A 23,242-nucleotide genomic window follows, 5' to 3' on the forward strand; every position below is an offset into this window, starting at 1 on the left:
TTATAATGCCTGCGTCGCTGATGTCACGACACAAGAACAATTATGCTGGTGTATGATACATGAGATAAAGTTCGTTTAAGTTCTCTGGAATTTCTTCTGCAAGCTCATCCATTAACTGACCGTTACGACGGAAAGTTTCCATTTGCGGATCTTCTTCATCAATTCCACTAAATACCATAATTGGTAAAGTAAGATCGACCAGTTGCTCTTCAAACTCAGGCGTGAACCATGCATCTTCATTGAGGAACATTGCATCGACAAAACCAACGCTCCAATCCCCTAGACTTGACTCAACATCGGCCTCTTCAATTTCAAAAGGAAATTCAATCCCTTCCTCATTGGCAAGGTTTTGACGAATAGACTCAAGCCAAGCTTTCACTTGCGCGATGATCTCGGCAGGCACTTTCTTTTGATTATTATCAAAAAGTTCATCCAACCATTTTGCAAAAGTAGGACCAACTGCAATTGCACACAAGAAACCATGAGTCGCTGCAAAATCTAGACCATACTCATTTTGGTCACCATCTAGATATTCACTCAATAAGTCTAAATCTAAAGCACTCATTTCAAATCCAAATTCAGAAACTGATTAGGGCATTAGCATAGCATTTTCAGACACGATGCTACATCTGATTTTAGTCTTCTTCGTCGTCAAAATCGTCGTCATCGTCGATGTCGTAATCAAAATCTTTAAGCTCACGTTCCAAACGGCGCTGTGCAAGAAGGTCATCAATCAGGCGACGTTTTTCTAATGATTCTTTCGCACTAATTTTACTTGATGACTCATCAAAATTAACATCATCATCAGCGTAGTTATCATCTAGTTCAAAATCTGTAGAAGACACTAAAACTACCTCATAGTGAAAAAATGTGAAGGGTCTTAGCCGCTATTTATATGGGTTCCAGAACCTTGTCAAGTTTTATTTGAATTTAGAGCAATTAATTTGATTTTTAGTCTTTATTTCTAACCAATTTTTATGGCATGATATAATCCACCCTGCGTCTTTGTAGTTTACGACTTTAAAATGGTCACATAAAATCCAAATTGTTCAGATTTCAAATTTGGGTTTTGAACTTGAGCACGCTCGGGATGAACTTGAAAACAACAAATTCACCCCCATCTAAATCACTGAATTTATATTTTTAATATTTTATCAGGCAGCTTTTGGCTGACTATCCCTGATGGAATACGCAGTTATTTACAAATAAGTTTATGAAGCGAATTGTGCCCAGATGCACAATTTTCCACTGCCACAGATTCAACGAAGAGTAAGCAAAGATGAGCGATATGACTTCCCCTACTTCACAAGTAGCGGCTCTGATTAGCCGAGGCAAAGAGCAAGGTTACCTAACTTACGCTGAGGTTAACGATCATCTCCCAGACTCGATCACTGAAAGCGAACAGATTGAAGACATTATTCAAATGCTTCAAGACGTCGGTATTCCTGTGCACGAACGTGCGCCTGAATCTGATGATGCAATGTTTGAGGGTGGTAATGAAGCTGCCGATGAAGTTGCTGAAGAAGAAGCCGCTGCTGTTCTTGCCTCTGTAGAAAATGAGCCTGGTCGTACCACTGACCCTGTCCGCATGTATATGCGTGAAATGGGTACTGTTGAACTGTTGACGCGCGAAGGCGAAATCAGTATTGCAAAACGTATTGAAGAAGGGATTCGTGACGTTCTTCACTCGATTGCTTACTGGCCAAATGCGGTTGAAGTGGTATTACAAGAATACAAAGATTATGAAGCAGGCGAACGTCGCCTTGCGGATATCCTTTCAGGTTATTTAGACCCTGAAACCGATGAAGCGATTCCAGAAGTCCTTGAAGAAGAGGCTGAAATTGATGAAGAAGATGATTCTTCAACCAAGTCTACCAAAGATGTGAAATTGGATGATGACGAGGAAGAAGAAGAGTCTGAAAGTGATGATGATTCTGAAGGTGAATCTGGCCCAGATCCTGAAATTGCCAAAGCGCGTTTTGACGAACTGACTGCGGCTTGGAAAAACACCCGAACCATCATCGAGAAACATGGTCGTTCAAGCAAAGAAGCAGAAGATGCTTTAGAGTCACTTGCAACTGTGTTTATGATGTTCAAATTTACACCACGTTTATTTGACATCATTTCAGAAATGATTCGTGGTACACATGAACAAATCCGTACCTCTGAACGTGAAGTAATGCGCTATGCAGTACGTCGTGGTCGTATGGATCGGACTCAATTCCGTACCTCTTTCCCAGGTCAAGAGTCAAACTTTGCTTGGTTAGATGAACAAATTGCGAAAGCGTCGCCAGACCAAAAAGGTTATCTTGAAAAAGTACGCCCTGACGTTTTAGCGTTCCAACAAAAAATTGCAGACATTGAAAAAGATTTGGGCCTTGATGTTAAAGGCATCAAAGAGATTTCAAAACGTATGGCTGTAGGTGAGGCGAAAGCACGCCGCGCGAAAAAAGAAATGGTTGAAGCGAACTTACGTTTGGTAATTTCGATTGCGAAAAAATATACCAACCGTGGCTTACAATTCTTGGACTTGATCCAAGAAGGTAACATTGGTTTGATGAAAGCGGTAGACAAGTTTGAATACCGTCGTGGTTATAAGTTCTCGACTTATGCAACGTGGTGGATTCGTCAGGCTATTACTCGTTCGATTGCCGACCAAGCACGTACCATTCGTATTCCAGTACACATGATCGAAACCATTAACAAGATCAACCGTGTATCACGCCAACTTCTACAAGAAATGGGCCGTGAACCAACACCTGAAGAACTCGGTGAACGTTTGGAAATGGATGAAGTTAAAGTGCGTAAAGTGCTGAAAATCGCCAAAGAACCTATTTCGATGGAAACACCGATTGGCGATGATGAAGATTCGCATTTGGGTGACTTCATTGAAGACAGCAACATCACTTCACCTGTCGATGCTGCCACGTCTGAAGGCTTAAAAGAAGCAACGCGTGAAGTGCTTGAAAACTTGACTGAACGTGAAGCGAAAGTCTTGAAAATGCGTTTTGGTATCGACATGCCAACGGATCATACTTTGGAAGAAGTAGGTAAACAGTTTGACGTGACGCGCGAACGTATTCGTCAGATTGAAGCGAAAGCACTGCGTAAATTACGTCACCCTTCTCGTTCTGAACATTTACGTTCATTCCTAGAAAACGACTAATTGATACCGATACACTGGAGACTTGAAATTTAATCACGAGTCTCCATTAAGTATTTAAGAGCAACACCTAACGCCTGCAGTTTCGCAGGCGTTTGAAATAAGGGGGACTGACGCTCATGACTATGTTAGACCGTACACCATCACGTGAATTACAAGAACATCTTTGGGTATTCCCTATGGACTACCCAATCAAACTCATTGGCTTTGCCAGCACTGAGTTACATGTTGCAGTGGTTGAAATTCTAGTCAAACATTTCCCTGAGTTTGATGGTGAATCTATCCAAGTCCAGCCATCACGCACAGGTAAATACCATTCTTTAACTGCCCAATTGCGTTTTGAAGAATTAGAACAAGTTCATCAACTGTATGCAGACCTTGCGGCTTGTCCGTTAATTAAAACGGCGCTGTAATTCAAATGATGTATCAATGAGACACGCTTACGAGCGTGTTTTTTTGTGCCTAAATTTTTGATCTATTGAATTCAGCTTATTCACTGAAGAAATCCCCCTACGCTCTAGATCTTTTCTTTATAATTTCAGACATACTTTTTGTTTTATAAGGACGCAAGTGCCGTGTCAGATGCCGTTCTCAAACCACAACTCATTATTCGCCAGTTTGATAATTTAACTTCATATGCTGACCGCTTTGTAGAAATGAAAACACTGACTGAACAACGGGATGTAGACACACCAGATGAACTTTGGATTTTGCAACATCATGACGTGCTCACTCAAGGTCAAGCTGGAAAACCTGAACATATCCTCATGAGCAGTAACATTCCTGTGGTACAAACGGATCGCGGGGGGCAAGTTACTTGGCATGGTCCCGGTCAGTTGGTTGCCTATTTTATGTTTGACCTCAACCGACTTGGCTGGAACGTCCGCACCTTGGTGTCTTATGCTGAAAATCTGATGATTGAGTTACTCAAAAAATATGAGATTGAAGCCTATGCCAAACCTGATGCACCCGGCGTATATGTCGATGGACGCAAGATTGGTTCATTGGGTTTTAAAATTCGTAAAGGCCGCAGTTATCATGGTTTATCCTTAAATATTGACTGTGACTTATTTGGGTTTCACACCATTAATCCATGTGGCTATGCGGGCTTAGAAATGGTGCGAATCTCAGACCTCAAACCAGACTACCCGCGCTTTGAAAACTTATGTGCTGACATTATTGAAACTTTACAGCACAGCGGTTACTTTAAAGAAGTTCAAGTACAGCATATATAAAGGCTTTGCTTTTCATGGAAAAATAAATTAGAGTATTTACTCTAAACTAATAATTATTTTTAGAAAGGACAACAGCGAGTGATTAACGTAAATTCAGTGAAACCCTCTCTGCAATTGACCTATGTCAAACTTATGATGGATGTGATTGGCCGAGGATTGGTCATGGCCAGCCAAGTCGATAGTGAAATTCAGCAAGAAGTTGCCAAATTTCCAGCCAATTTCACCTTATCGATGAATGTCTTTCCAAACGGCCCGGCTTTTTTAGCCAAAGTGACCGAAAACCATCAACTCGAACTACTTACTCCAGGAAGTTTAAAGGCAGATTTAACTATCACTTTTAAACATCTAAGTCATGCCTTTTTGGTGTTTTCATTTCAAGAAAGTACAGCACAAGCATTTGCACATGATCGTATGATCGCAGATGGCGATATTTCCTATGCAATTCGCCTCGTCCGCTGTCTAAATAAAATGGAATCGTTGATTTTACCGAAAATGGTCGCTGAACTTGCCGTCAAAGAATACCCAACTGAATTGGGCTTAAAAGAAAAACTCACTGGTGCTGCAAATATTTATCTCAAAGTAGCCCAATCATATTTAAAACGGAGTGCATAACATGGCGAAGCCTTATTACGAATTTTTCTGTCCTGTAAAAGTGATCGCTGGTCATGCTGCTTTAGAACACATTCCATTTGAACTGGCAACATTAGGGGCAACCCGACCTTTAATCATTACCGACAAAGGTGTACGTGCCAACAATTTACTGGCACCCATTGAAGCAGCGTTTGAGTCTACCGATGCAGTGATTGGTGCAATTTTTGATGATGTTCCACCCGATTCAAGCTTAGAGACGGTGCGTAAAGCGGCCAATTTATATCGTGAACACCAGTGCGATGCGATTATTGCTGTCGGTGGCGGATCGGTGATTGATACCTCGAAAGCCACCAATATTTTGGTATCTGAAGGTGGTGATGACTTACTGAAATACTCTGGGGCACACAACCTACCTAAACCACTCAAACCCTTTTTTGTGATTCCAACCACGTCAGGTACAGGGTCTGAAGTCACCATGGTTGCAGTGGTGTCTGATCCAGAGAAAAATGTCAAACTACCTTTCGCATCGTACTATTTAATGCCGCATGCTGCGATTCTCGATCCACGTATGACCCAAACCCTGCCACCGCACTTAACCGCAATGACTGCAATGGATGCCATGACCCATGCCGTCGAGGCCTATACATGCATGGCACACAATCCGATTTCAGATGCCTATGCTACGGCTGCAATTAAAAAAGTCAGCAATCATTTGTTTAATGTGCTGGATAATCCAAACGATGCCAACGGCCGTTTAGAATTGGCTCAAGCCTCAACTATGGCTGGCATTGCATTTTCAAACTCGATGGTGGGCCTTGTACACTCACTTGGACATGCCTTAGGTGCAGTGGCACACTTGCCGCATGGACTATGCATGAACCTGTTCCTCCCTTATGTCCTTGAATTTAACAAGGAAGTGAATGGAGAAAAGATTGCAGAGCTCCTGTTACCACTTGCAGGGCCAGACATTTATGCGCAGACTCCTGCCCACTTACGTGCAGACAAAGCCATCAGCACATTACTCACCATGCGTGATCGCTTATTTACCCTAACCAAGTTACCCCGTACCTTGAGTGAAACAGGAAAAGTGACCTTAGAACAACTCAATGAGGTGGCAGAAAAAGCCCTCAACGATGGTTCAATCATTTACAACCCGAAAGAAGCCAGCTTAAAAGATTTAAAAGCAATTTTAGAAAAAGCTTGGTAATTCATAAAAAATCAGCCAATATAGCGACAATCTTAGCCTGATGCTTTTTTAAACATCGGGCTTTTATTTGCCATAAGGAATAATGCTTTCCTTATACCTATTGGCATAAAAACTGCTAAAAAATCTGAAAAAGTTACTGACAAAAGCGGCCAAATTAATGTAGATTGGCGCACTTTTGAAATTAAACACAGGGGGGATCGTTCGTCTCAAACGATCCTTATTAAACATGACTGATCCTTGATCAACGATTAAGAGGATAACGCCGTTGACTAATATTTCTGGGACTCAATCGGCAGCTAAACTGCAAAAAACGCTAGGTCTCTGGCACATCATTATTATTGGTTTAGCTTATATTCAACCAATGACATTATTTGATACTTTCGGTTTAGTATCAGAAGAAAGTCATTATCATGTGCCAACGTCATATATCATTGCTTTAATTGCAATTTTATTCACGTCGATCAGTTATGGTCACATGATTCGTCGCTACCCTTCCTCGGGTTCCGCCTATACCTATGCGCAAAAATCTATCCATCCGAATGTCGGATTTATGGTCGGTTGGTCATCATGGTTAGACTATTTATTGTCTCCAATGGTCAACATCATTCTTGCCGTGATTTACCTTGAAGCCTTATTCCCGGATGTAAACCATTGGGTCTGGGTGGTTGGTTTAACTGCATTTATGACCGCGGTCAACTTACGTGGTGCACGCTTCGTTGCAAACTTTAATGGTTTGATCGTTTTTGTACAGTTAGGTGTGATTGCTTACTTCACGTGGATGGTTTACAGCTTACTTGCTGGTGGCGTCAACGCAGATGGTACTTTGGTCAATGCAAAATATCAGTTATGGAGTTTAGAGCCATTCTGGAATGAGCTTACTTCACTGGGTGCCCTGATTACAGGTGCAACTTTGCTGTGCTTCTCATTCACTGGTTTTGACTCGCTCAGCTCGCTTGCAGAAGAAACAAAAGATACCGAGAAAACACTACCTAAAGCGATTTTCTTAACGGCACTCTTGGCCGGTGTGATCTTTATTATCAGCACCTACTTCATGCAGATTTACTTCCCGAACGATCCAAAGACTTACTTTGAAGATGTTGCTGCAACACAGCCTGACATTTTACAAGCCGTCGGTGGCGTTGCGTTTAAAACGGTGGTGTTGTACTTCGCAATTGTAACTGTTATGGCATCGGGTATTTCGGCACATGCAGGCGTTTCACGCTTAATGTATGTAATGGGCCGTGATGGCGTGATTAACAAGAAGATTTTTGGTCACATTAGTCCGAAAAGCTTTACACCGTCTTATAACATTCTAATTGTAGGTGCTGTAGCATTAACCGCTGGCTTCATGGACTTAGACATCGTTATTTCGATGATCAGCTTCGGTGCGTTAACTGCATTTACCTTTGTAAACTTATCAGTGATTTCACGATATGCACTACGTGATGGCCGCACAAAGAATATTAAAGATATCTTTAGCTTTGTGGTGATTCCAATGTGTGGATTCCTCAGTATTTTTGCCATGTGGCTAGAGATTGAAGAAACCGCGTTGAAATTCGGTTTATGGTGGGCAATGTTTGGTATTTTATACTTAGGTTATAAAACCAAAGGCTTTAAGCAACCTGCACCACAACATAATGAATTTGACGATCCGCTCTAATCTTTCATTCAAAAGAAAAAGACGCCAAGTGCGTCTTTTTCTTTTTTAAACTAGAGCTAAAAAACTAGCCCTTAAATTGTTTAGTCATTTTAGCAATACGTTGTGCATAGGCTTTTGTGGTTTCGAGATCCCCGGTTGGGATTTCATCCGTACTCGCATCCGATGGTGATTGCACCAACAAGCCTACAGAACCACCCAAATTATTTACATCTTGACGGGTTGCCGCTTTACTGTTGGCAGGCAATAAGCCCAAGCTTACCCAAATACCGCCATGCTGCGATGCAAGTGTTTGTAGTTGAATTAAGGTCACTTGCTTATCACCATTTAAGCTTGCGCTATTGGTAAAGCCACCGAAAATTTTATCTTGCCATGCACGAGTAAACCATTTTTTTGAAGATGCATCGGCAAACTTTTTAAATTGCCATGGTGCAGTGCCCATATAGGTTGGTGCACCAAATACAATTGCATCAGATTGATCCAATGTCTGCCAATCTTGCTCTGGAATGTCTCCATTTGGGTCAATCTCCACCAAATTTGCACCAATTTCTTGCGCAAAAGTTTGTGCAATCACTTTGGTATGTCCATAGCCTGAATAAAAAACCACTGAAATATTCGACATTTTAGTTTCCTCTTTTGAATCACTTGATTGGCATTGCTTCGTCAAGCATGACGCTGCGTAAACCATTAAAAATAAATAGTATGAAATATCTTAAACACTTGCCTGATCGGGCTTGAGCTTCACATAACTTGCAACTTCAGCGCTTAGGCCCTGCTTCAACTGCTGGGTCTTTTCACCGATCAAAACTTCATAAGCATTTTGCTCGATGCCTTGAAATATTTCTTGAGCTACTGTTTCTGGCGCAATCTTCGGAATGGGTAATGAACGAGTCAGATCGGTGTCAATAAAACCCACATGCACCCCCATGACCTGAATATTAAATTGAGACAACCACTGACGACTTGAGTTGGTATAGGACCATGCTGCTGCCTTGGAAATGGCATAACTGGTCAAAACAGTGCTTGGCTCCCATGACACATCCGAGAGAATATTGACCACATAAGCCTGTTGGCTCTTTTGCAAGATCGGAGCAAAAATTTGCGTCACCCGCATCAAACCCAATAAATTAGTTTCCAAAATCTTTTGCGTAGTCGTAATGATATTGGCTTCGACAGGATGTTCATTCAAAAGTGCAATGCCCGCATTATTCACAAGAATCGTGGTATCTGCGCATTGTTCTGCTGCCTGCTGAATAGATGCTTCGTCATTTACATCGAGTTGAATCGGGGTAAGCCCTTCTTCCTGAAAGCTCCCAATCTGGCGCATACCCACATAGATCTTTTTAGCACCCTGACGACGTGCCTCCCGAGCGATGGCAAGTCCTAAGCCACGATTCGCACCCGTAATAAAAACAACACCCTCTGAAACTTTCATGATGTGATCCATCCAATTGCCAGTATCTTGCGAAAGCGTAGTCTGATGACAGCGCTGCATTAAGTCTGTATTCATGATACACTTATGAAACCTAGTATCAATTAGTTACCACTTGGTAACTGGTCTGATTGATTGTTTCAAATGAACATAGAACGTAAAAGGAGCATGGTTAGAAATGAATAAGCCAATGAAATTTAATATTTTTCATCCAGATTGTCCTGCTCGTCTTTTTTTTGAAAAATTTGCAGACAAGTGGATTTTATTGATTGTGTATACGCTGGATCAAGAGTCGCAACACTTTAATGAGCTCAAGAAAAATGTTTTAGGTATTTCACCTAAAGTGCTGTCACAAAAATTAAAGATCTTAGAGCGCGATGGTTTTTTGACGCGAACCATTCATGAAGATAACGTGATTCGCGTGGAATACGCGTTAACTGAGATTGGCAAAGACTTTGCTCAAAATGCCTATCAAATGAAAGATTGGGTCGAAGCCAATATGCTTAAAGTTTTAAAATCCAGAGCTGGATTCGATCAAAAGCTAGAAAAAACAGAGCCCGCTTAAGCGGGCTCTGTCACAGTAATTTGATTAGGCTAAAGGCTTAAAACCCTGCTGACGCCATGCTTCATACACAATCACAGCTGTCGCATTGGATAAGTTCAAACTGCGCGAGTTTTCAGCCATTGGCAAACGAATCCAATGCTCTTTTGGAAATAACATACGAACCTGTTCAGGCAGACCACGCGTCTCAGGTCCCATGAGTAAAGCCACGGGGCGATTCAAATCCGAAGTATGCGGGGTTTCCGTTCCTTTGGTGGTTAGAGGATAAATCGCGTTTATATCGACACCTTTTTCAGCTAAATTTGCTAAACACTCATCGAATGTTTCCCAAATTTGCATGCGCGCCCACTCATGGTAGTCCAAACCTGCACGTTTAAGTTTTTTATCATCCAGTTCAAAGCCGAGAGGCTTAACCAAATGCAGCTGCGCTCCAGTATTGGCACATAAACGAATGATATTGCCTGTGTTTGCAGGAATTTCGGGCTCGTATAAAACAATATGGATCACAGCTTTTCTCTACTCTTTCAATATGGCAAAAGTTAATCTTGCCACTGTAATTGTTCACGCAAGCTTACTACATCACCAATAATGGTCAATGTAGGCGCTTGAATATGATTTTCTTCAACTTTTGATGCGATATCCGCTAAGGTTCCGACCACCACTTTTTGTTCTGGCGTGGTGCCTTTCGAGATCAAAGCAACGGGCATGTCTGGGCGCTGCCCATGCTCAATTAACTTTTCACAAATTTTTTCTAAACCAACCAAGCCCATGTACAGCACAAGTGTTTGATTCTGATAGACCAACTCACCCCACGGTAACTCAGGCGAACCTTCTTTTAAATGTCCCGTAAGGAAACGCACGCTTTGCGCATAATCGCGATGTGTCAACGGAATTCCTGCATAAGCCGAACAACCCGACGCAGCAGTAATCCCTGGCACTACTTGAAATGGTACACCTGCGGCAAAAAGCTCTTGAATTTCTTCACCACCACGGCCAAAGATGAAAGGATCACCACCTTTTAAACGGCAAACACGTTGACCTTTTGAGGCATATTCTACCAACAAAGCATTGATGCCTTCTTGCGGAACAGCATGGTTAGAACGGGCTTTACCTACATAAATTTTTGTTGCATCGCGACGGCAGAGTTCCATAATCGCAGGGGAAACCAAGCGATCATAAATCACCACATCCGCTTGTTGCATCAAACGCAATGCTTTAAGGGTCAGCAACTCAGGATCACCCGGACCTGCACCAACCAAATACACCTCACCTTTCGGGGTTTTCCACTCCAACAGTGCTTGTTCGATTAAACGATCCGCTTCTGTAAGATTGTCATGAAAAACCTGTTCTTTCAGCGGACTTGCATATAGGTCTTCCCAAAAAACACGGCGCTCGTCAGGATTGGAAATCTTCGCTTTCACCGCTGCACGCCATTTTCCTGAAAATTCAGCCAGCTTACCCATCCCATGTGGAATACTAGTTTCAAGCTGGGTTCGAATTTGGCGAGATAACACGGGAGATGTGCCATTACTGGCCACTGAAATCACCAAAGGCGAACGGTCGACAATGGCAGGAACCATAAATCGGCAATGTGGTGGATCATCAACACTGTTGACCAGTATTTTCAGCGCTTCACAGTCCTCAAAGACTTGAGTATTCACCTCATAATCATCTGTTGCAGCAATCACTAAACGATAGTCATTGAGTTGAATCTGCGCAGGATATAGCGCTTGGATATATTGCCCTTGGCTTTCTTCAACCAGTTGCAATAAATTTGCATCAATATCAGGAGCAATGATATGAATCACCGCTCCTGCTTTATGTAACAACACTGCCTTACGGTAAGCAATATGCCCACCACCGACAATCAGACAAGGTTGCTGCTGCAACTTTAAAGAGATTGGAAAAATATCCACACACGACCTCAATGAGTTTTATCTGACTGTCTTAAAGCAATTATTGTGCACAAAACTGTGCAGTACATCGACTTTATTAGTCAATGTACTCAGCACCGCCCATATATGGACGAAGCACGGTTGGGATTTCAATCGAACCATCAGCACGTTGGTAGTTTTCCATGACTGCAAGTAAAGTACGGCCCACAGCCAAACCTGAGCCATTCAGCGTATGCACAAATTCAGTTTTCTTTTGGTCTGCACGGTAACGTGCTTTCATACGACGTGCTTGGAAATCCCCCATGTTTGAACATGAAGAAATTTCGCGGTACGTGTTTTGACTGGGTACCCAAACTTCAAGATCGTAAGTTTTAGTTGCACCGAAGCCCATATCACCACCACAAAGAATGATCTTACGGTATGGTAAACCAAGTGCTTTCAAGATCCCTTCAGCATGACCTGTAAGCTCTTCAAGTGCTTGCATGGAGTCTTCAGGTTTAACAATTTGCACCATTTCAACTTTGTCGAATTGGTGTTGACGAATCAAGCCACGCGTATCACGACCGTATGAACCTGCTTCACTACGGAAACATGGGGTATGCGCTGCATATTTCAATGGTAAACGGTCTGCATCAATGATTTCATCACGCACAAAGTTGGTTACAGGCACTTCCGCAGTTGGGATGAGGTAATACTCTTTTTCACCTTGTAATTTGAATAAGTCTTCTTCAAATTTAGGCAATTGGCCTGTACCACGGAGTGAGTCAGCATTGACTAAATATGGCACATAAGCTTCGGTATAACCATTTTCCAAAGTATGTGTATTCAACATGAACTGTGTAATCGCACGTTGTAGACGAGCAAGAGGCCCTTTAAGCACGCTGAAACGAGAACCTGTCAATTTGGTCGCTGTTTCAAACTCAAGACCACCCATCCACTCACCAAGGTCAGTATGGTCTTTAATTTCGAAGTCAAACGTACGCGGCGTACCCCATGTGAGGATTTCCACGTTATCGCTTTCGTCTTTTCCTTCAGGAACAGACTCATCTGGCAAGTTTGGAATGCTGAGTGATTTCGCTTCAAGTTCAGCTTGTAATTCAGACAAAGCGACTTCTGCCGCTTTGATTTCATCACCAATCGCTGACATACGCGTCATAATTTCAGATGCATCACCACCAGCTTTTTTAATTTGGCCAACTTGTTTTGCACCCGAATTACGTTCAGCCTGAAGAGATTCAGTTTTGGATTGAATCTCTTTACGGCGAGCTTCTAGTGATGCCCATTCTTCAACATTCAGTTGTACACCACGTTTTGCTAAGGCTAAATTTACAGCCTCAATATTATTTCTGAGTAATTTCGGGTCGATCATAGCCAATCTTTTGCAAAGAAAAAAACTGGCTATAGTGTAAGCGCTTCAGGCCGAAAAATACAGTCACGCGATCACTAGCTGTGGCTTATTACAGCAATTTTCATGGCTTTTCTTTGCTCGCTTTTTCTCGTTCAGCTGCATAATCGACAAAACTCGGCAAATATTCCGCCTTAATTAAGCCGTTGGCTTGTTGATACGGTAAAACCAATTCAGACATCCCTTCTGCATAAGACGCTAATTCGTATAAGGGATAGACAAACACCACACCTTTGGCACTCATATAATAATTATCGGTCAGCTTCAATTGCTCGCGTGAAATATTATGATCGGACAGCCACATGCTATTGGCACTATACAATGCATCTAATAATTGCGATTCAGTCTTGTCCACCACAATGTCACTCAGCGCAACCCGTTTTTTCGTTGCCAAATCTAAGGTGATGTATTCGTTGTGATACATGCCATGCGCGGCACGCGCTGGGTAGTGATAATTCATCAAGACAAAATCAGCATATTTTCCACGCTGCGCCACATAACGGACATCAGACAAAGTTTCACTGAGCATGTTTTCTTCGATTTGTGGCTTTGCTTGCTTTGAGCTTTCAAACGCCACAGGATTGGCTTTTTTCATCCGCTCATCAAAATATTGATTGATCCATGGGACATTGGTGTCCAAGCTGTACAACTGGTATTGGGTGCACCCTTCTTCATCACAAGCAATAGAACGCGCCAATTGTAATGGTCGAACTTTCGCCTCAATCAGTGGCAAGGTCTTTACGACTTGAGCTGGTTTAGCTGTCTCTTCATTTTTTGCAGCGTTACTGTCATTTTGTGGCTGGCATGCGCTGAGCAATCCAACGCACAACATCATTGTGAAAACAGATCCAATTTTATTGTTATGAAGTAATATCATGATTTACCCGCAGTTACGTATTCAATAGCACAGACTATACAAAGCACAGCCATAACTTCCCACCACGTTATGTAACTGAACTTGATCTAATAAAAAACCACCCGAAGGTGGTTTTGAACAGCAGACTCATATTATTGGTCAATAATGTCTGTGCCTTTAGGTGGAGTAAAATTAAAGGTTGAAGCTGGAATATTGGTATTTACCTTAATGTTATTAAAACGTACATAGGTTGTTTGTCCCAAAGAATCCTCTAAGATCATTAGCGTCGGCGCATTTTTCGCACCAAAACTGATCGTTAAGCTTTGAAATGCACCATCATCGCTTTTTGGGTACAAGGTATAGTAGGTTTTGCTCTGATTTGGTTGCGTAATACGATATGACTTACGAATCTGTTCCGTATTCCCTGACAATAATAGTGCAGGTGTATTCGCCACCTGTTCATCTAAAGTTTGACGAACCGCTTGCTGTAAGTCTGGATCATAAATCCATACCGTTTTACCCGAAGTTACAATGGTTTGTTTCGCAGGGCTTGTGGTTTCCCAATAGAATTTCCCTGGACGCTCAACTTTCATCACCCCTTTAAAGGTCTGATTCATGTGCTGGGCTGATAAACCTTGTTTCTTCGGCGCTTTAGATGAATTTGTGACTTTGGTGGTTTGTTCAAAGTTAGAACTGATACTTTGGATACCACTCAACTGTTTCACTAAACTCGTCGTCGCTTGTTGCTCCGATGCTGCAACCGGAGCTGCAAATACTGTACTGCTCATAACAGGGCCAAGTGTTACTACACCCACTGTCATTGCATATAAAGTCTTACGAAGCATTTTCATAATCTCACCTTTTATAATTTGCGCAGTCGCAATTTGTTAGATGAGCTATCTTAAATCAAATTTTATGGCTAATAATTTAGAATATAAGAAGATTTGTATATTTATTGGTGCTTAATGTTGTGAAATATCCATCATGATGAAGATAAGATGTGCTCTTTACATATAGAAAAGCCTCTGAATGTGCAGAGGCTTTTCTAACTAAGGTTAAGAATTATCACTGTCATTTCCATTGCCAACCAATTGCTGCACCTGCACCGAAATCACCTTCACTATTGGTTGTCACAGCTACTTTGTATACATATTTGTTACTTTCAGTCACACCGCTGAGACCAAAAGCATAACCTTGCTCACCTTCCCATGTACCCACACCGGCACTAAACATATTGTAGCCAGCATCTGTCGGTTGCGGTAAAGATGCTATCGCAATACTTGATGCAACTGCTGCATAGGTTCGATCTTCGAGTTTTCGCATGTCTCGGTTCAAGGCATTTACACGACTATCGGTATAAGCATTTGCTTGATTGAGGGTTTGTTGCCCAACTTGGTTCACATAGGTTTTTGCTTCATTCAAGATGTAGGTATCAGCAGCATCCATCACTTCTTTAGAGATCCCATTGGTGCCATTTGTACCTTTAAGGCTGGCCAACCATTGAGTAATGCTACCCTCAAAGCCATTACCAACTGCAACATCATAAGCACTAAAACCTGTTGCACCTGTCATCCCTGTATTACCCATATCGCCTTTTAAGCTCGCGAGCCATTCAGTGATGCTACCGTCAAAACCATTTACTTGCGCAACTTGATAAGCATTATATCCTGTCGCTCCCGTTTCACCTTGCACACCTTGGAGACCTTGTTCACCTTGCGCTCCAGTTGTACCTGTTGCCCCAGTATCACCTTTCACACCTTGTAAACCTTGGAGACCCTGTTCACCTTGTGCCCCAGTATCACCTTTCACACCCTGTAAACCTTGGAGACCTTGTTCACCTTGTGCTCCCGTTTCACCTTGGAGACCTTGTGCACCTGTTGCACCAGTGTCACCTTTAGCACCAGTGTCACCTTTAGCACCATCAATACCATTGGTTCCGTTAATGCCATCTACGCCATCTTTACCATCAAGACCGTTAAGACCATCTACGCCATCCTTACCATCAAGACCATTGGTTCCGTTAAGACCATCTACGCCATCTTTACCATCAAGTCCGTTAAGACCATCTACACCATCCTTACCATCAAGTCCGTTAAGACCATCTACGCCATCAATACCATTGGTTCCGTTAATGCCATCTACGCCATCTTTACCATCAAGACCGTTAAGACCATCTACGCCATCCTTACCATCAATACCATTGGTTCCGTTAAGACCATCTACGCCATCTTTACCATCAAGACCGTTAAGACCATCTACGCCATCTTTACCATCAAGTCCGTTAAGACCATCTACGCCATCTTTACCATCAAGTCCGTTAAGACCATCTACACCATCTTTACCATCAATACCATTGGTTCCATTAATGCCATCTACGCCATCTACACCATCAATGCCGTTAAGACCATCTACGCCATCCTTACCATCAAGACCGTTAAGACCATCTACGCCATCTTTACCATCAAGTCCGTTAAGACCATCTACACCATCAATACCATTGGTTCCGTTAGTGCCATCTATACCATCTGTTCCTTGCAAACTCTCTAACCAGGCCTCCTCTGTACCTATAAAACCATTGTTCACAGCTACCTGATAAGCACTATCACCATCAGCCCCTGCAGGTCCTGCGGGTCCTGGGATTCCACTTTCGGGACAACTACCTGTGTCTTGATTAGAGTTACACGAACCTGCAAAAACATTTGTATTCGCTGTCATTAAAATCGCACTTAAAACAAGCACGTTCATAGCAAACCTTTGTAGACAATGGTTTGGCTTAAGTGTTTGTAGATTCATTGCAGCAGATACTGCAGTACTAATATGAGTATGTTCTTGTTTTAAGTTCTGACCAGAGACTTTCGTTATCTGGCTGTCTGGATTGCCCAAGACATTTGTATCTATTTTATTCATATCCGTCTGCCTTTCTTTTAGTTTTGTTTTTCTATTACACTCCTATTTTTTGTGATGCACATCACTATTTATTGGTATTTAGTGCTTTATCTCAAAATATAAAAACACAAGAAAAATAAGCTAACCATATGAATAGACGAAAAAAAACCCACAAAATGTGGGTTTTTCTTACTATTAAAACTTACGCTTCAACAGTTACGTAGCGACGGCCAAACTGACCTTTCACTTCGAATTTTACTACGCCGTCAGCGGTTGCAAACAAAGTATGGTCACGGCCCATACCAACGTTTTGACCTGCGTGGAATTCTGTACCACGTTGACGAACGATGATGTTACCAGCAGTCACAGATTGACCACCGTAAATTTTAACACCAAGCATTTTAGGGTTCGAATCACGACCGTTCTTAGTCGAACCACCGGCTTTTTTAGTTGCCATGTCTCATTACTCCTCGTGATTAGCCTGAAATAGCTGTAATTTTCAACTCAGTGAACCATTGACGGTGACCTTGTTGTTTACGGTAGTGTTTACGACGACGCATTTTTACAATACGGATTTTGTCGTGACGACCATGGCTAACTACTTCAGCAGTTACAGTAGCACCAGCAACAACTGGAGCACCGATTTGAATGCTGTCGCCATTTACTAGCATTAATACGTCATCAAACGTAATAGTTGCGCCAGTTTCAGCTTTCAACAATTCAACTTTAAGGGTTTCACCCTCTACAACACGGTGCTGTTTACCACCGCTTTGGATTACTGCGTACATAATGTACTCCAAACATGCCCGTGTCGTCGTGCCGATAAAGGAAGATATCGATCTTAATACGAACGCCACTGGGGTTAATCAAGGGCAAGGATTTTAAGTGATATTGACTCAAACAACAAGAGATTTGCCGAACTTATTAGACTAAATTAACGATTATTTAATAATCGAGAAAAACTCAATCAACAAATTACAGTTCAACTCTGGCTTGACTTTGCTTACAATGAAATAGATTTTTAAAATCAATCCGCTATAGTATGGATGAATTGATTTTTAAAATGTAAATAAGCCTACAAATGCAGTACGCTTATACATTGGGGAAATAAGGAACTGTCTTTCGTAAAATATAGCCTCGCACGCTAGCGAGTCTTATTTATGATTGAAATGAATCATTTAGACAGGTATCCCTATTTACACAATACTGGTAATGCTGATTTTTATCACTTTATATAGATGAGGCCGCTCTTCAAATGACCATCGACTTTAAGCAAGATATTCTCGCCCCTGTAGCTCAAGACTTTGCCACGATGGACACATTTATTAATGAAGGCATTACCTCTAAAGTGGCATTAGTCATGGCGGTGAGTAAACATGTGGTTGAAGCAGGTGGTAAACGCATGCGTCCCATTATGTGTTTATTGGCCGCCAAAGCCTGTGGTGCAGAAGACCTTGAACGCCAACGTAAACTTGCTGCAATCATTGAAATGCTGCATACCGCAACTTTAGTCCATGATGATGTGGTCGATGAATCTGGCTTACGTCGTGGTCGCCCAACGGCCAATGCAACTTGGAACAATCAGACCGCAGTACTGGTGGGTGACTTTCTAATTTCACGTGCCTTTGATTTATTGGTCGATCTCGGTGATATGACCTTACTCAAAGATTTTTCTACAGGGACTTGTGAAATTGCCGAAGGTGAAGTGCTACAACTTCAAGCACAGCACCAACCTGAAACCACAGAACAAACTTATTTAGATATTATTCACGGTAAAACGTCACGTTTATTTGAACTGGCAACTGAAGGGGCTGCCATTCTTTCTGGGACACCGCAGTACCGTGAACCACTACGTTTATTTGCAGGCCACTTTGGCAATGCCTTTCAAATCATTGATGATATTTTGGATTACACCTCAGATGCTGAAACATTAGGTAAAAATATTGGCGATGATTTAATGGAAGGTAAACCGACTTTGCCGTTAATCTCAGCATTGAAAAATACAAAGGGTGAAGAACATGACATTGTTCGTCGAAGTATTGCGACAGGTGGAACAACAGATCTTGATCAAGTCATTGCTATCGTAAACAGTTCTGGCGCACTAGATTACTGCCGACAACGGGCGCATGAAGAAACCGAAGCCGCACTTCAAGCATTACAGGCTTTACCTGACAGCCAATATCGTCAAGCACTGGTCAATTTAACCCAACTGGCTTTACATCGAATTCAATAACAAATGATGCTTTAAAATGTTTTTAACTTGCCTATGCATATAAAATTTAATGATCTTTTCTCTCAAATGCAGCAACAGCTTGAGCAACCTCAAGCTGTTTTAAATGATCAACTTTTAATTGAGTTGGTGGAACGTATTCGTCCAATAGATGCGTATCAAACCGATGAAATCCATCATAAATTTCAAGCGCTCATTCAAGCATTACTCATCACGCCCGATGCCGCATCGACCTTACAAAGCTTTGTGCTGCGGCTTATTTCCCAATATAAACAAACCAGTCTTTATGCCGACACAGGCATCTTGTCTTTAGATGGGTTTTGGAACCAATTGTCACAGCGTTTAGGGGCACATTTTCTCCCGCTGATTAATGACGAAACTCAACTGCAAGATTTAGTCCGTCGCGTTTTCCCCAACCGAAGTGATAAATATTGGCTCGATAACATCCGAGACAGTGACTGGCTACAACTGCTGAACCTGCTCAATCACGGGCATGCCAATCAAAAAGAAAAAGTCAAAATTCGCAGTGAAGTGATTAAAGCCATTACGGTGCTGTCTTATCGGATTAGCGGTATTGGTTTATATCCAGAGTTTATTAATGCGCATCCTGAGTTGACCGAATATGAATCGCCTTTTTTAGTGCAGAACCGCGAAATTGTTGAATTCATTCAACAGTATAAAAAGGCACATCAAGAAGCAGAAACCTCTAGTGTGGTTGCCCCTCCCGATGCCTCTCAAGCACTGGTCATGATTGAGCAGTGTCGTGATGTAGTATTAAAAATTCGTCGTGCGACCAAACGTATTGGAGTCAGTGTCAGTTTAACTTATCTGATTTCCTTACTTGAGCAATGCTTAGACCGCGTCGAACTGTTGCTCAATTTAATTGTAGAAGAAGGCGAAGCACACTATGAAGCGGTGAGTCTGCTCTTGGTCGACATTACCGCTGCGATTTATAGTGAACGGAGTGTGCGCTCTTTACTGACGACCAATAGTGAATTGATTGCTTTACAGGTGACCGAAAATGCCAGTAAAACGGGCGAACACTATGTAAGTACAGATAAACAAGGCTTTTTAGCCATGTATAAGTCCGCAGCAGGTGCGGGTGTCATCATTGCAACCATGGCCACCCTGAAAATCTTGTCTGCACGGATGATCATGGCGCCACTCATGCAAGCCTTTGTTTACAGCATGAACTACTCACTGGGGTTTATGCTGATTCATGTGTTGCACTTTACCGTGGCAACCAAACAACCAGCGATGACAGCAGCGGCACTCGCGGCAACGGTACAACAGCGTAAAGGCTCAAAAACAGCGCAAATTGCTGAATTAGCAGCGCTGATTATTAATATTATTCGTACGCAATTTATTGCTATTTTGGGCAATATCTCAATTGCCATCCCTGTTGCCGCCTTTATTACATGGGCATGGGCAACTGGCATGCATGAACCGCTACTCAACCATGCAAAAGCGGCGAAAGTCTTACATGACTTAAACCCTTTTACCTCTTTGGCCATTCCGCACGCCGCGATTGCGGGTGTCTGTTTGTTTTTATCGGGACTTTTGGCAGGTTATTTTGACAATATGGCGGTTTATCGCAAAGTTGGCCCTCGTTTAAAAGCACACCCTCGTCTCAAAACCATCATGGGACAAGAACGACTCGATAAATTTGCAGGCTATATAGAACGCAACTTAGGTGCGTTGGCAGGTAATTTTCTGTTCGGGATTATGTTAGGAAGTATGGGAACCATTGGTTATATTTTGGGTTTACCCCTAGATATTCGCCATATTGCCTTTGCTTCAGCAAACTTCATTCAAGGCCTGATGAATATTAATGGTAGCCCTGAGATTGGCTTGATTATTGTATCTTTCCTCGGGGTACTCGCTATTGGTCTGACGAACTTATTTGTCAGTTTTACCCTCACGATTATTGTGGCTTTACGTGCACGTCGGGTCCGTTTTGAACAGTGGAAACCGTTAGCAAAATTGGTTTTAACCCATTTTCTAACGCGACCAAGTGACTTCTTTTGGCCACCGAAAGTACCTCTTGAAGTTGATGAAAGTTCGAACAATACAAAACACCATACAAAATGATTTTGTACCCATTTTGAGCTCTTGCTACACTGTGAACAAAATTTTATACATGATTAATCAACACTTGAATTAAAGTGTACTGATGAGTACACTTTAACCCAGTAAATAACCGCGCTTAAATCGGTTGAAATGACACGAGTTCCAGCATGCCTTACTTGTTGCTTTTTATCGGTATTATTTTATTTATAATCAGTGTATTAGCTCTAAGCATTCAACCACTCTCAGCTTTAGATCTGGCGATGGTCGAATATTTCAGCACATTAAGAACTGAGCCTATAGATAAACTTGCAATACTTTTATCGGCACTCGGTGGCATGCCGTTTGTATTATTTCTAACCACTCTATGGTGTTTCCATCGTGCATGGTATAAAAAGTATAGAGATGTTGTTTTTATTGGTTTAGGCGTTGTTGGAAGTATTGCTTCTGCTTGGCTACTTAAATTTCTAATTTCAAGACCACGCCCACCAGAAATGTTTCACCTAGTGACGAGCTATGGTGCTTCCTTTCCGAGTGCGCACAGTATGTATGCTGCCACTTTGGCGTGTCTTGCCATTTTCTTAAGTCGACCATTTCCTGCACATCGTTATGTTGTATGCATTGCTATTTTATGGATGCTGATGATGGGAATTTCAAGAGTCTATCTTGGAGTACACTTCCCATCCGACGTTCTCGCAGGTTGGAGCATTAGTATTATCTGGATTTCACTGCTTTACATCTTGTGTGGCAGATATACCCAATTAAATACAAATTATTTTAGATAAGAATCTAATCGAGGTGGAACAATGATGTCGGCAAAGCTTTGGGCCCCAGCCCTTACCGCTTGCGCATTAGCAACGAGTATTGCACTTGTTGGTTGTAGCAAAGATCCAAAGGATGCGCAGCAAGCTGGCGCTTCTCAACAAATGCCACCTACTGAAGTCGGTGTCATTGTTGCACAACCGCAAAATGTAGAACAATCTGTAGAGTTATCTGGCAGAACCACGGCATTTGAAATCTCTGAAGTTCGCCCACAAACGAGTGGAATCATTCTAAAACGTTTGTTTGCGGAAGGCAGTTATGTACGTGAAGGTCAGGCACTTTATGAACTTGATTCTCGTACCAACCGCGCAACATTTGATAATGCCAAAGCAGCATTATTACAACAAGAAGCGAATTTAAGCACACTCAGAACCAAACTGAATCGTTATCAGCAACTGGTTTCAAGCAACGCTGTTGCGAAACAAGACTATGACGACTTAGTGGGTCAAGTAAATGTAGCTGAGGCACAAGTGGCGGCAGCACGTGCTCAAGTTAAAAATGCTGAAGTGGACTTAGGTTATTCAACCATCCGCTCACCAATTTCAGGTCAAACCAACCGCTCTACAGTTACTGCTGGTGCTTTAGTGACTGCAAACCAAACAGAGCCATTGGTGACGATTCAACGTTTAGACCCGATCTATGTTGATATCAACCAATCAAGCTCTGAACTTCTTCGTTTACGTCAACAATTGAGTAAAGGTAGCTTAGACAGCAGTAACAACACGCGTGTGAAACTGAAACTTGAAGATGGCAGTGACTATCCAATCGAAGGCCGCTTAGCGTTCTCTGATGCCAGTGTCAATCCAGATACAGGGACAGTGACGATTCGTGCAGTGTTCCCGAACCCGAATCACTTGTTGCTTCCTGGTATGTTTGCCAATGCACAAATCGTTCAAGGCGTAATCCCGAATGCGATGTTAGTGCCGCAAATTGCAGTGACACGCACACCAACAGGTCAAGCGATGGCCATGATTGTGAATGACAAAGGCGTAGTAGAACCTCGTCAAATCACCACCGTTGGCATTCAAGGCCAAGACTGGATTGTGACTGAAGGCCTTAAAACAGGTGAAAAAGTTATTGTTGACGGAATAGCGAAAGTTAAAGCTGAACAGAAAGTTGTTGCGAAACCGTATCAACCTAAAGCAGCAGCACCTCAAGCTCCAACAACGGATGCTAAAAAGACAGAAGCTGGTGCGAAAACTGAACAAAAAGCTACTTCAAACGCATAAGGGGT

23 protein-coding genes are annotated in these 23,242 nt (G+C 42.2%); 11 read left to right on the forward strand and 12 right to left on the reverse strand.

All coding sequences use genetic code 11. The features are described from left to right. Positions 1-40: 40 nt before the first annotated feature. Together GVX98_RS14330 and GVX98_RS14335 are read right to left on the reverse strand one after the other, a co-directional pair. Complete coding sequence (locus GVX98_RS14330; protein WP_004695482.1) at positions 41-565, reverse strand: YecA family protein; 525 nt, start codon at positions 563-565, stop codon at positions 41-43. A 70-nt stretch (positions 566-635) separates the two neighbouring features. Next, entirely contained in the window at positions 636-845 is a 210-nt protein-coding gene (locus GVX98_RS14335; protein WP_004982817.1) for a PA3496 family putative envelope integrity protein, read from the reverse strand. Positions 846-1,279: 434 nt separating this feature from the next. Between GVX98_RS14335 and rpoD the strand changes: the two genes are divergently transcribed. The 6 genes from rpoD (at position 1,280) to GVX98_RS14365 (ending at position 7,856) form a co-directional block, all read left to right on the forward strand. Beyond that, positions 1,280-3,166 carry an RNA polymerase sigma factor RpoD gene (gene rpoD / locus GVX98_RS14340; protein WP_125273200.1) on the forward strand — a complete coding sequence of 629 codons (1,887 nt, stop codon included), beginning with the start codon at positions 1,280-1,282 and terminating at the stop codon, positions 3,164-3,166. A gap of 122 nt (positions 3,167-3,288) precedes the next feature. Then, positions 3,289-3,576: a YbeD family protein gene (locus GVX98_RS14345; RefSeq protein WP_010327321.1), complete on the forward strand. Its 288-nt coding sequence runs from the start codon at positions 3,289-3,291 to the stop codon at positions 3,574-3,576. Positions 3,577-3,738: 162 nt separating this feature from the next. Beyond that, complete coding sequence (lipB, locus tag GVX98_RS14350; protein ID WP_159128459.1) at positions 3,739-4,398, forward strand: lipoyl(octanoyl) transferase LipB; 660 nt, start codon at positions 3,739-3,741, stop codon at positions 4,396-4,398. Positions 4,399-4,476: 78 nt separating this feature from the next. Continuing rightward, on the forward strand, positions 4,477-5,010 hold the full coding sequence (locus tag GVX98_RS14355) for a hypothetical protein (RefSeq protein ID WP_159128460.1): 534 nt from the start codon (positions 4,477-4,479) through the stop codon (positions 5,008-5,010). A 1-nt stretch (position 5,011) separates the two neighbouring features. Further along, complete coding sequence (locus GVX98_RS14360; protein ID WP_159128461.1) at positions 5,012-6,196, forward strand: iron-containing alcohol dehydrogenase; 1,185 nt, start codon at positions 5,012-5,014, stop codon at positions 6,194-6,196. Positions 6,197-6,461: 265 nt separating this feature from the next. Then, positions 6,462-7,856, forward strand: coding sequence for an APC family permease (locus GVX98_RS14365; RefSeq protein ID WP_005400375.1), 1,395 nt, complete (start codon positions 6,462-6,464; stop codon positions 7,854-7,856). 64 nt (positions 7,857-7,920) lie between these two features. On the opposite strand, the gene GVX98_RS14370 is transcribed toward GVX98_RS14365, so the two are convergent. Continuing rightward, entirely contained in the window at positions 7,921-8,475 is a 555-nt protein-coding gene (locus tag GVX98_RS14370) for a flavodoxin family protein (protein WP_159128462.1), read from the reverse strand. 90 nt (positions 8,476-8,565) lie between these two features. Continuing rightward, on the reverse strand, positions 8,566-9,348 hold the full coding sequence (locus tag GVX98_RS14375) for an SDR family NAD(P)-dependent oxidoreductase (RefSeq protein ID WP_159128729.1): 783 nt from the start codon (positions 9,346-9,348) through the stop codon (positions 8,566-8,568). A gap of 115 nt (positions 9,349-9,463) precedes the next feature. Here GVX98_RS14375 and GVX98_RS14380 point away from each other — a divergent pair, with 115 nt between their 5' ends. Next, complete coding sequence (locus tag GVX98_RS14380; RefSeq protein WP_004695464.1) at positions 9,464-9,850, forward strand: helix-turn-helix domain-containing protein; 387 nt, start codon at positions 9,464-9,466, stop codon at positions 9,848-9,850. A gap of 24 nt (positions 9,851-9,874) precedes the next feature. Here the strand turns inward: GVX98_RS14380 and GVX98_RS14385 are convergent, their stop codons facing one another. From GVX98_RS14385 to rplU, 8 genes are all read right to left on the reverse strand, one after another. Beyond that, on the reverse strand, positions 9,875-10,354 hold the full coding sequence (locus GVX98_RS14385) for a tRNA (cytidine(34)-2'-O)-methyltransferase (protein WP_159128463.1): 480 nt from the start codon (positions 10,352-10,354) through the stop codon (positions 9,875-9,877). Between the two features lie 32 nt (positions 10,355-10,386). Beyond that, positions 10,387-11,763, reverse strand: coding sequence for a siroheme synthase CysG (cysG, locus tag GVX98_RS14390; RefSeq protein ID WP_159128464.1), 1,377 nt, complete (start codon positions 11,761-11,763; stop codon positions 10,387-10,389). A gap of 76 nt (positions 11,764-11,839) precedes the next feature. Then, on the reverse strand, positions 11,840-13,111 hold the full coding sequence (serS, locus tag GVX98_RS14395) for a serine--tRNA ligase (RefSeq protein WP_004695457.1): 1,272 nt from the start codon (positions 13,109-13,111) through the stop codon (positions 11,840-11,842). Positions 13,112-13,211: 100 nt separating this feature from the next. Next, positions 13,212-14,024 carry an RsiV family protein gene (locus GVX98_RS14400; protein WP_216070684.1) on the reverse strand — a complete coding sequence of 271 codons (813 nt, stop codon included), beginning with the start codon at positions 14,022-14,024 and terminating at the stop codon, positions 13,212-13,214. 131 nt (positions 14,025-14,155) lie between these two features. Continuing rightward, positions 14,156-14,854 carry an outer membrane lipoprotein chaperone LolA gene (gene lolA / locus GVX98_RS14405; protein WP_159128466.1) on the reverse strand — a complete coding sequence of 233 codons (699 nt, stop codon included), beginning with the start codon at positions 14,852-14,854 and terminating at the stop codon, positions 14,156-14,158. Between the two features lie 220 nt (positions 14,855-15,074). Next, complete coding sequence (locus tag GVX98_RS16955; RefSeq protein WP_159128467.1) at positions 15,075-16,910, reverse strand: YadA-like family protein; 1,836 nt, start codon at positions 16,908-16,910, stop codon at positions 15,075-15,077. Between the two features lie 181 nt (positions 16,911-17,091). Further along, positions 17,092-17,346 (reverse strand): 50S ribosomal protein L27, encoded by a 255-nt coding sequence (rpmA, locus tag GVX98_RS14415; protein WP_004695443.1) that lies wholly within the window; start codon positions 17,344-17,346, stop codon positions 17,092-17,094. 19 nt (positions 17,347-17,365) lie between these two features. Continuing rightward, positions 17,366-17,677, reverse strand: a complete 312-nt coding sequence (gene rplU, locus GVX98_RS14420) for a 50S ribosomal protein L21 (RefSeq protein ID WP_004695441.1) — start codon at positions 17,675-17,677, stop codon at positions 17,366-17,368. Positions 17,678-18,144: 467 nt separating this feature from the next. Here rplU and sdsA point away from each other — a divergent pair, with 467 nt between their 5' ends. From sdsA to GVX98_RS14440, 4 genes are all read left to right on the forward strand, one after another. After that, positions 18,145-19,122, forward strand: coding sequence for an All-trans-nonaprenyl-diphosphate synthase (gene sdsA / locus GVX98_RS14425; RefSeq protein ID WP_159128468.1), 978 nt, complete (start codon positions 18,145-18,147; stop codon positions 19,120-19,122). A gap of 33 nt (positions 19,123-19,155) precedes the next feature. Next, positions 19,156-21,210 (forward strand): site-specific recombinase, encoded by a 2,055-nt coding sequence (locus GVX98_RS14430; protein ID WP_004982857.1) that lies wholly within the window; start codon positions 19,156-19,158, stop codon positions 21,208-21,210. 146 nt (positions 21,211-21,356) lie between these two features. Next, positions 21,357-21,971, forward strand: coding sequence for a phosphatase PAP2 family protein (locus GVX98_RS14435; RefSeq protein WP_159128469.1), 615 nt, complete (start codon positions 21,357-21,359; stop codon positions 21,969-21,971). Positions 21,972-21,992: 21 nt separating this feature from the next. After that, positions 21,993-23,237: an efflux RND transporter periplasmic adaptor subunit gene (locus GVX98_RS14440; RefSeq protein WP_087012681.1), complete on the forward strand. Its 1,245-nt coding sequence runs from the start codon at positions 21,993-21,995 to the stop codon at positions 23,235-23,237. Positions 23,238-23,242 lie beyond the last annotated feature (5 nt).

The organism is Acinetobacter sp. 8I-beige (assembly GCF_902505955.1).
Classification (GTDB): domain Bacteria; phylum Pseudomonadota; class Gammaproteobacteria; order Pseudomonadales; family Moraxellaceae; genus Acinetobacter; species Acinetobacter johnsonii.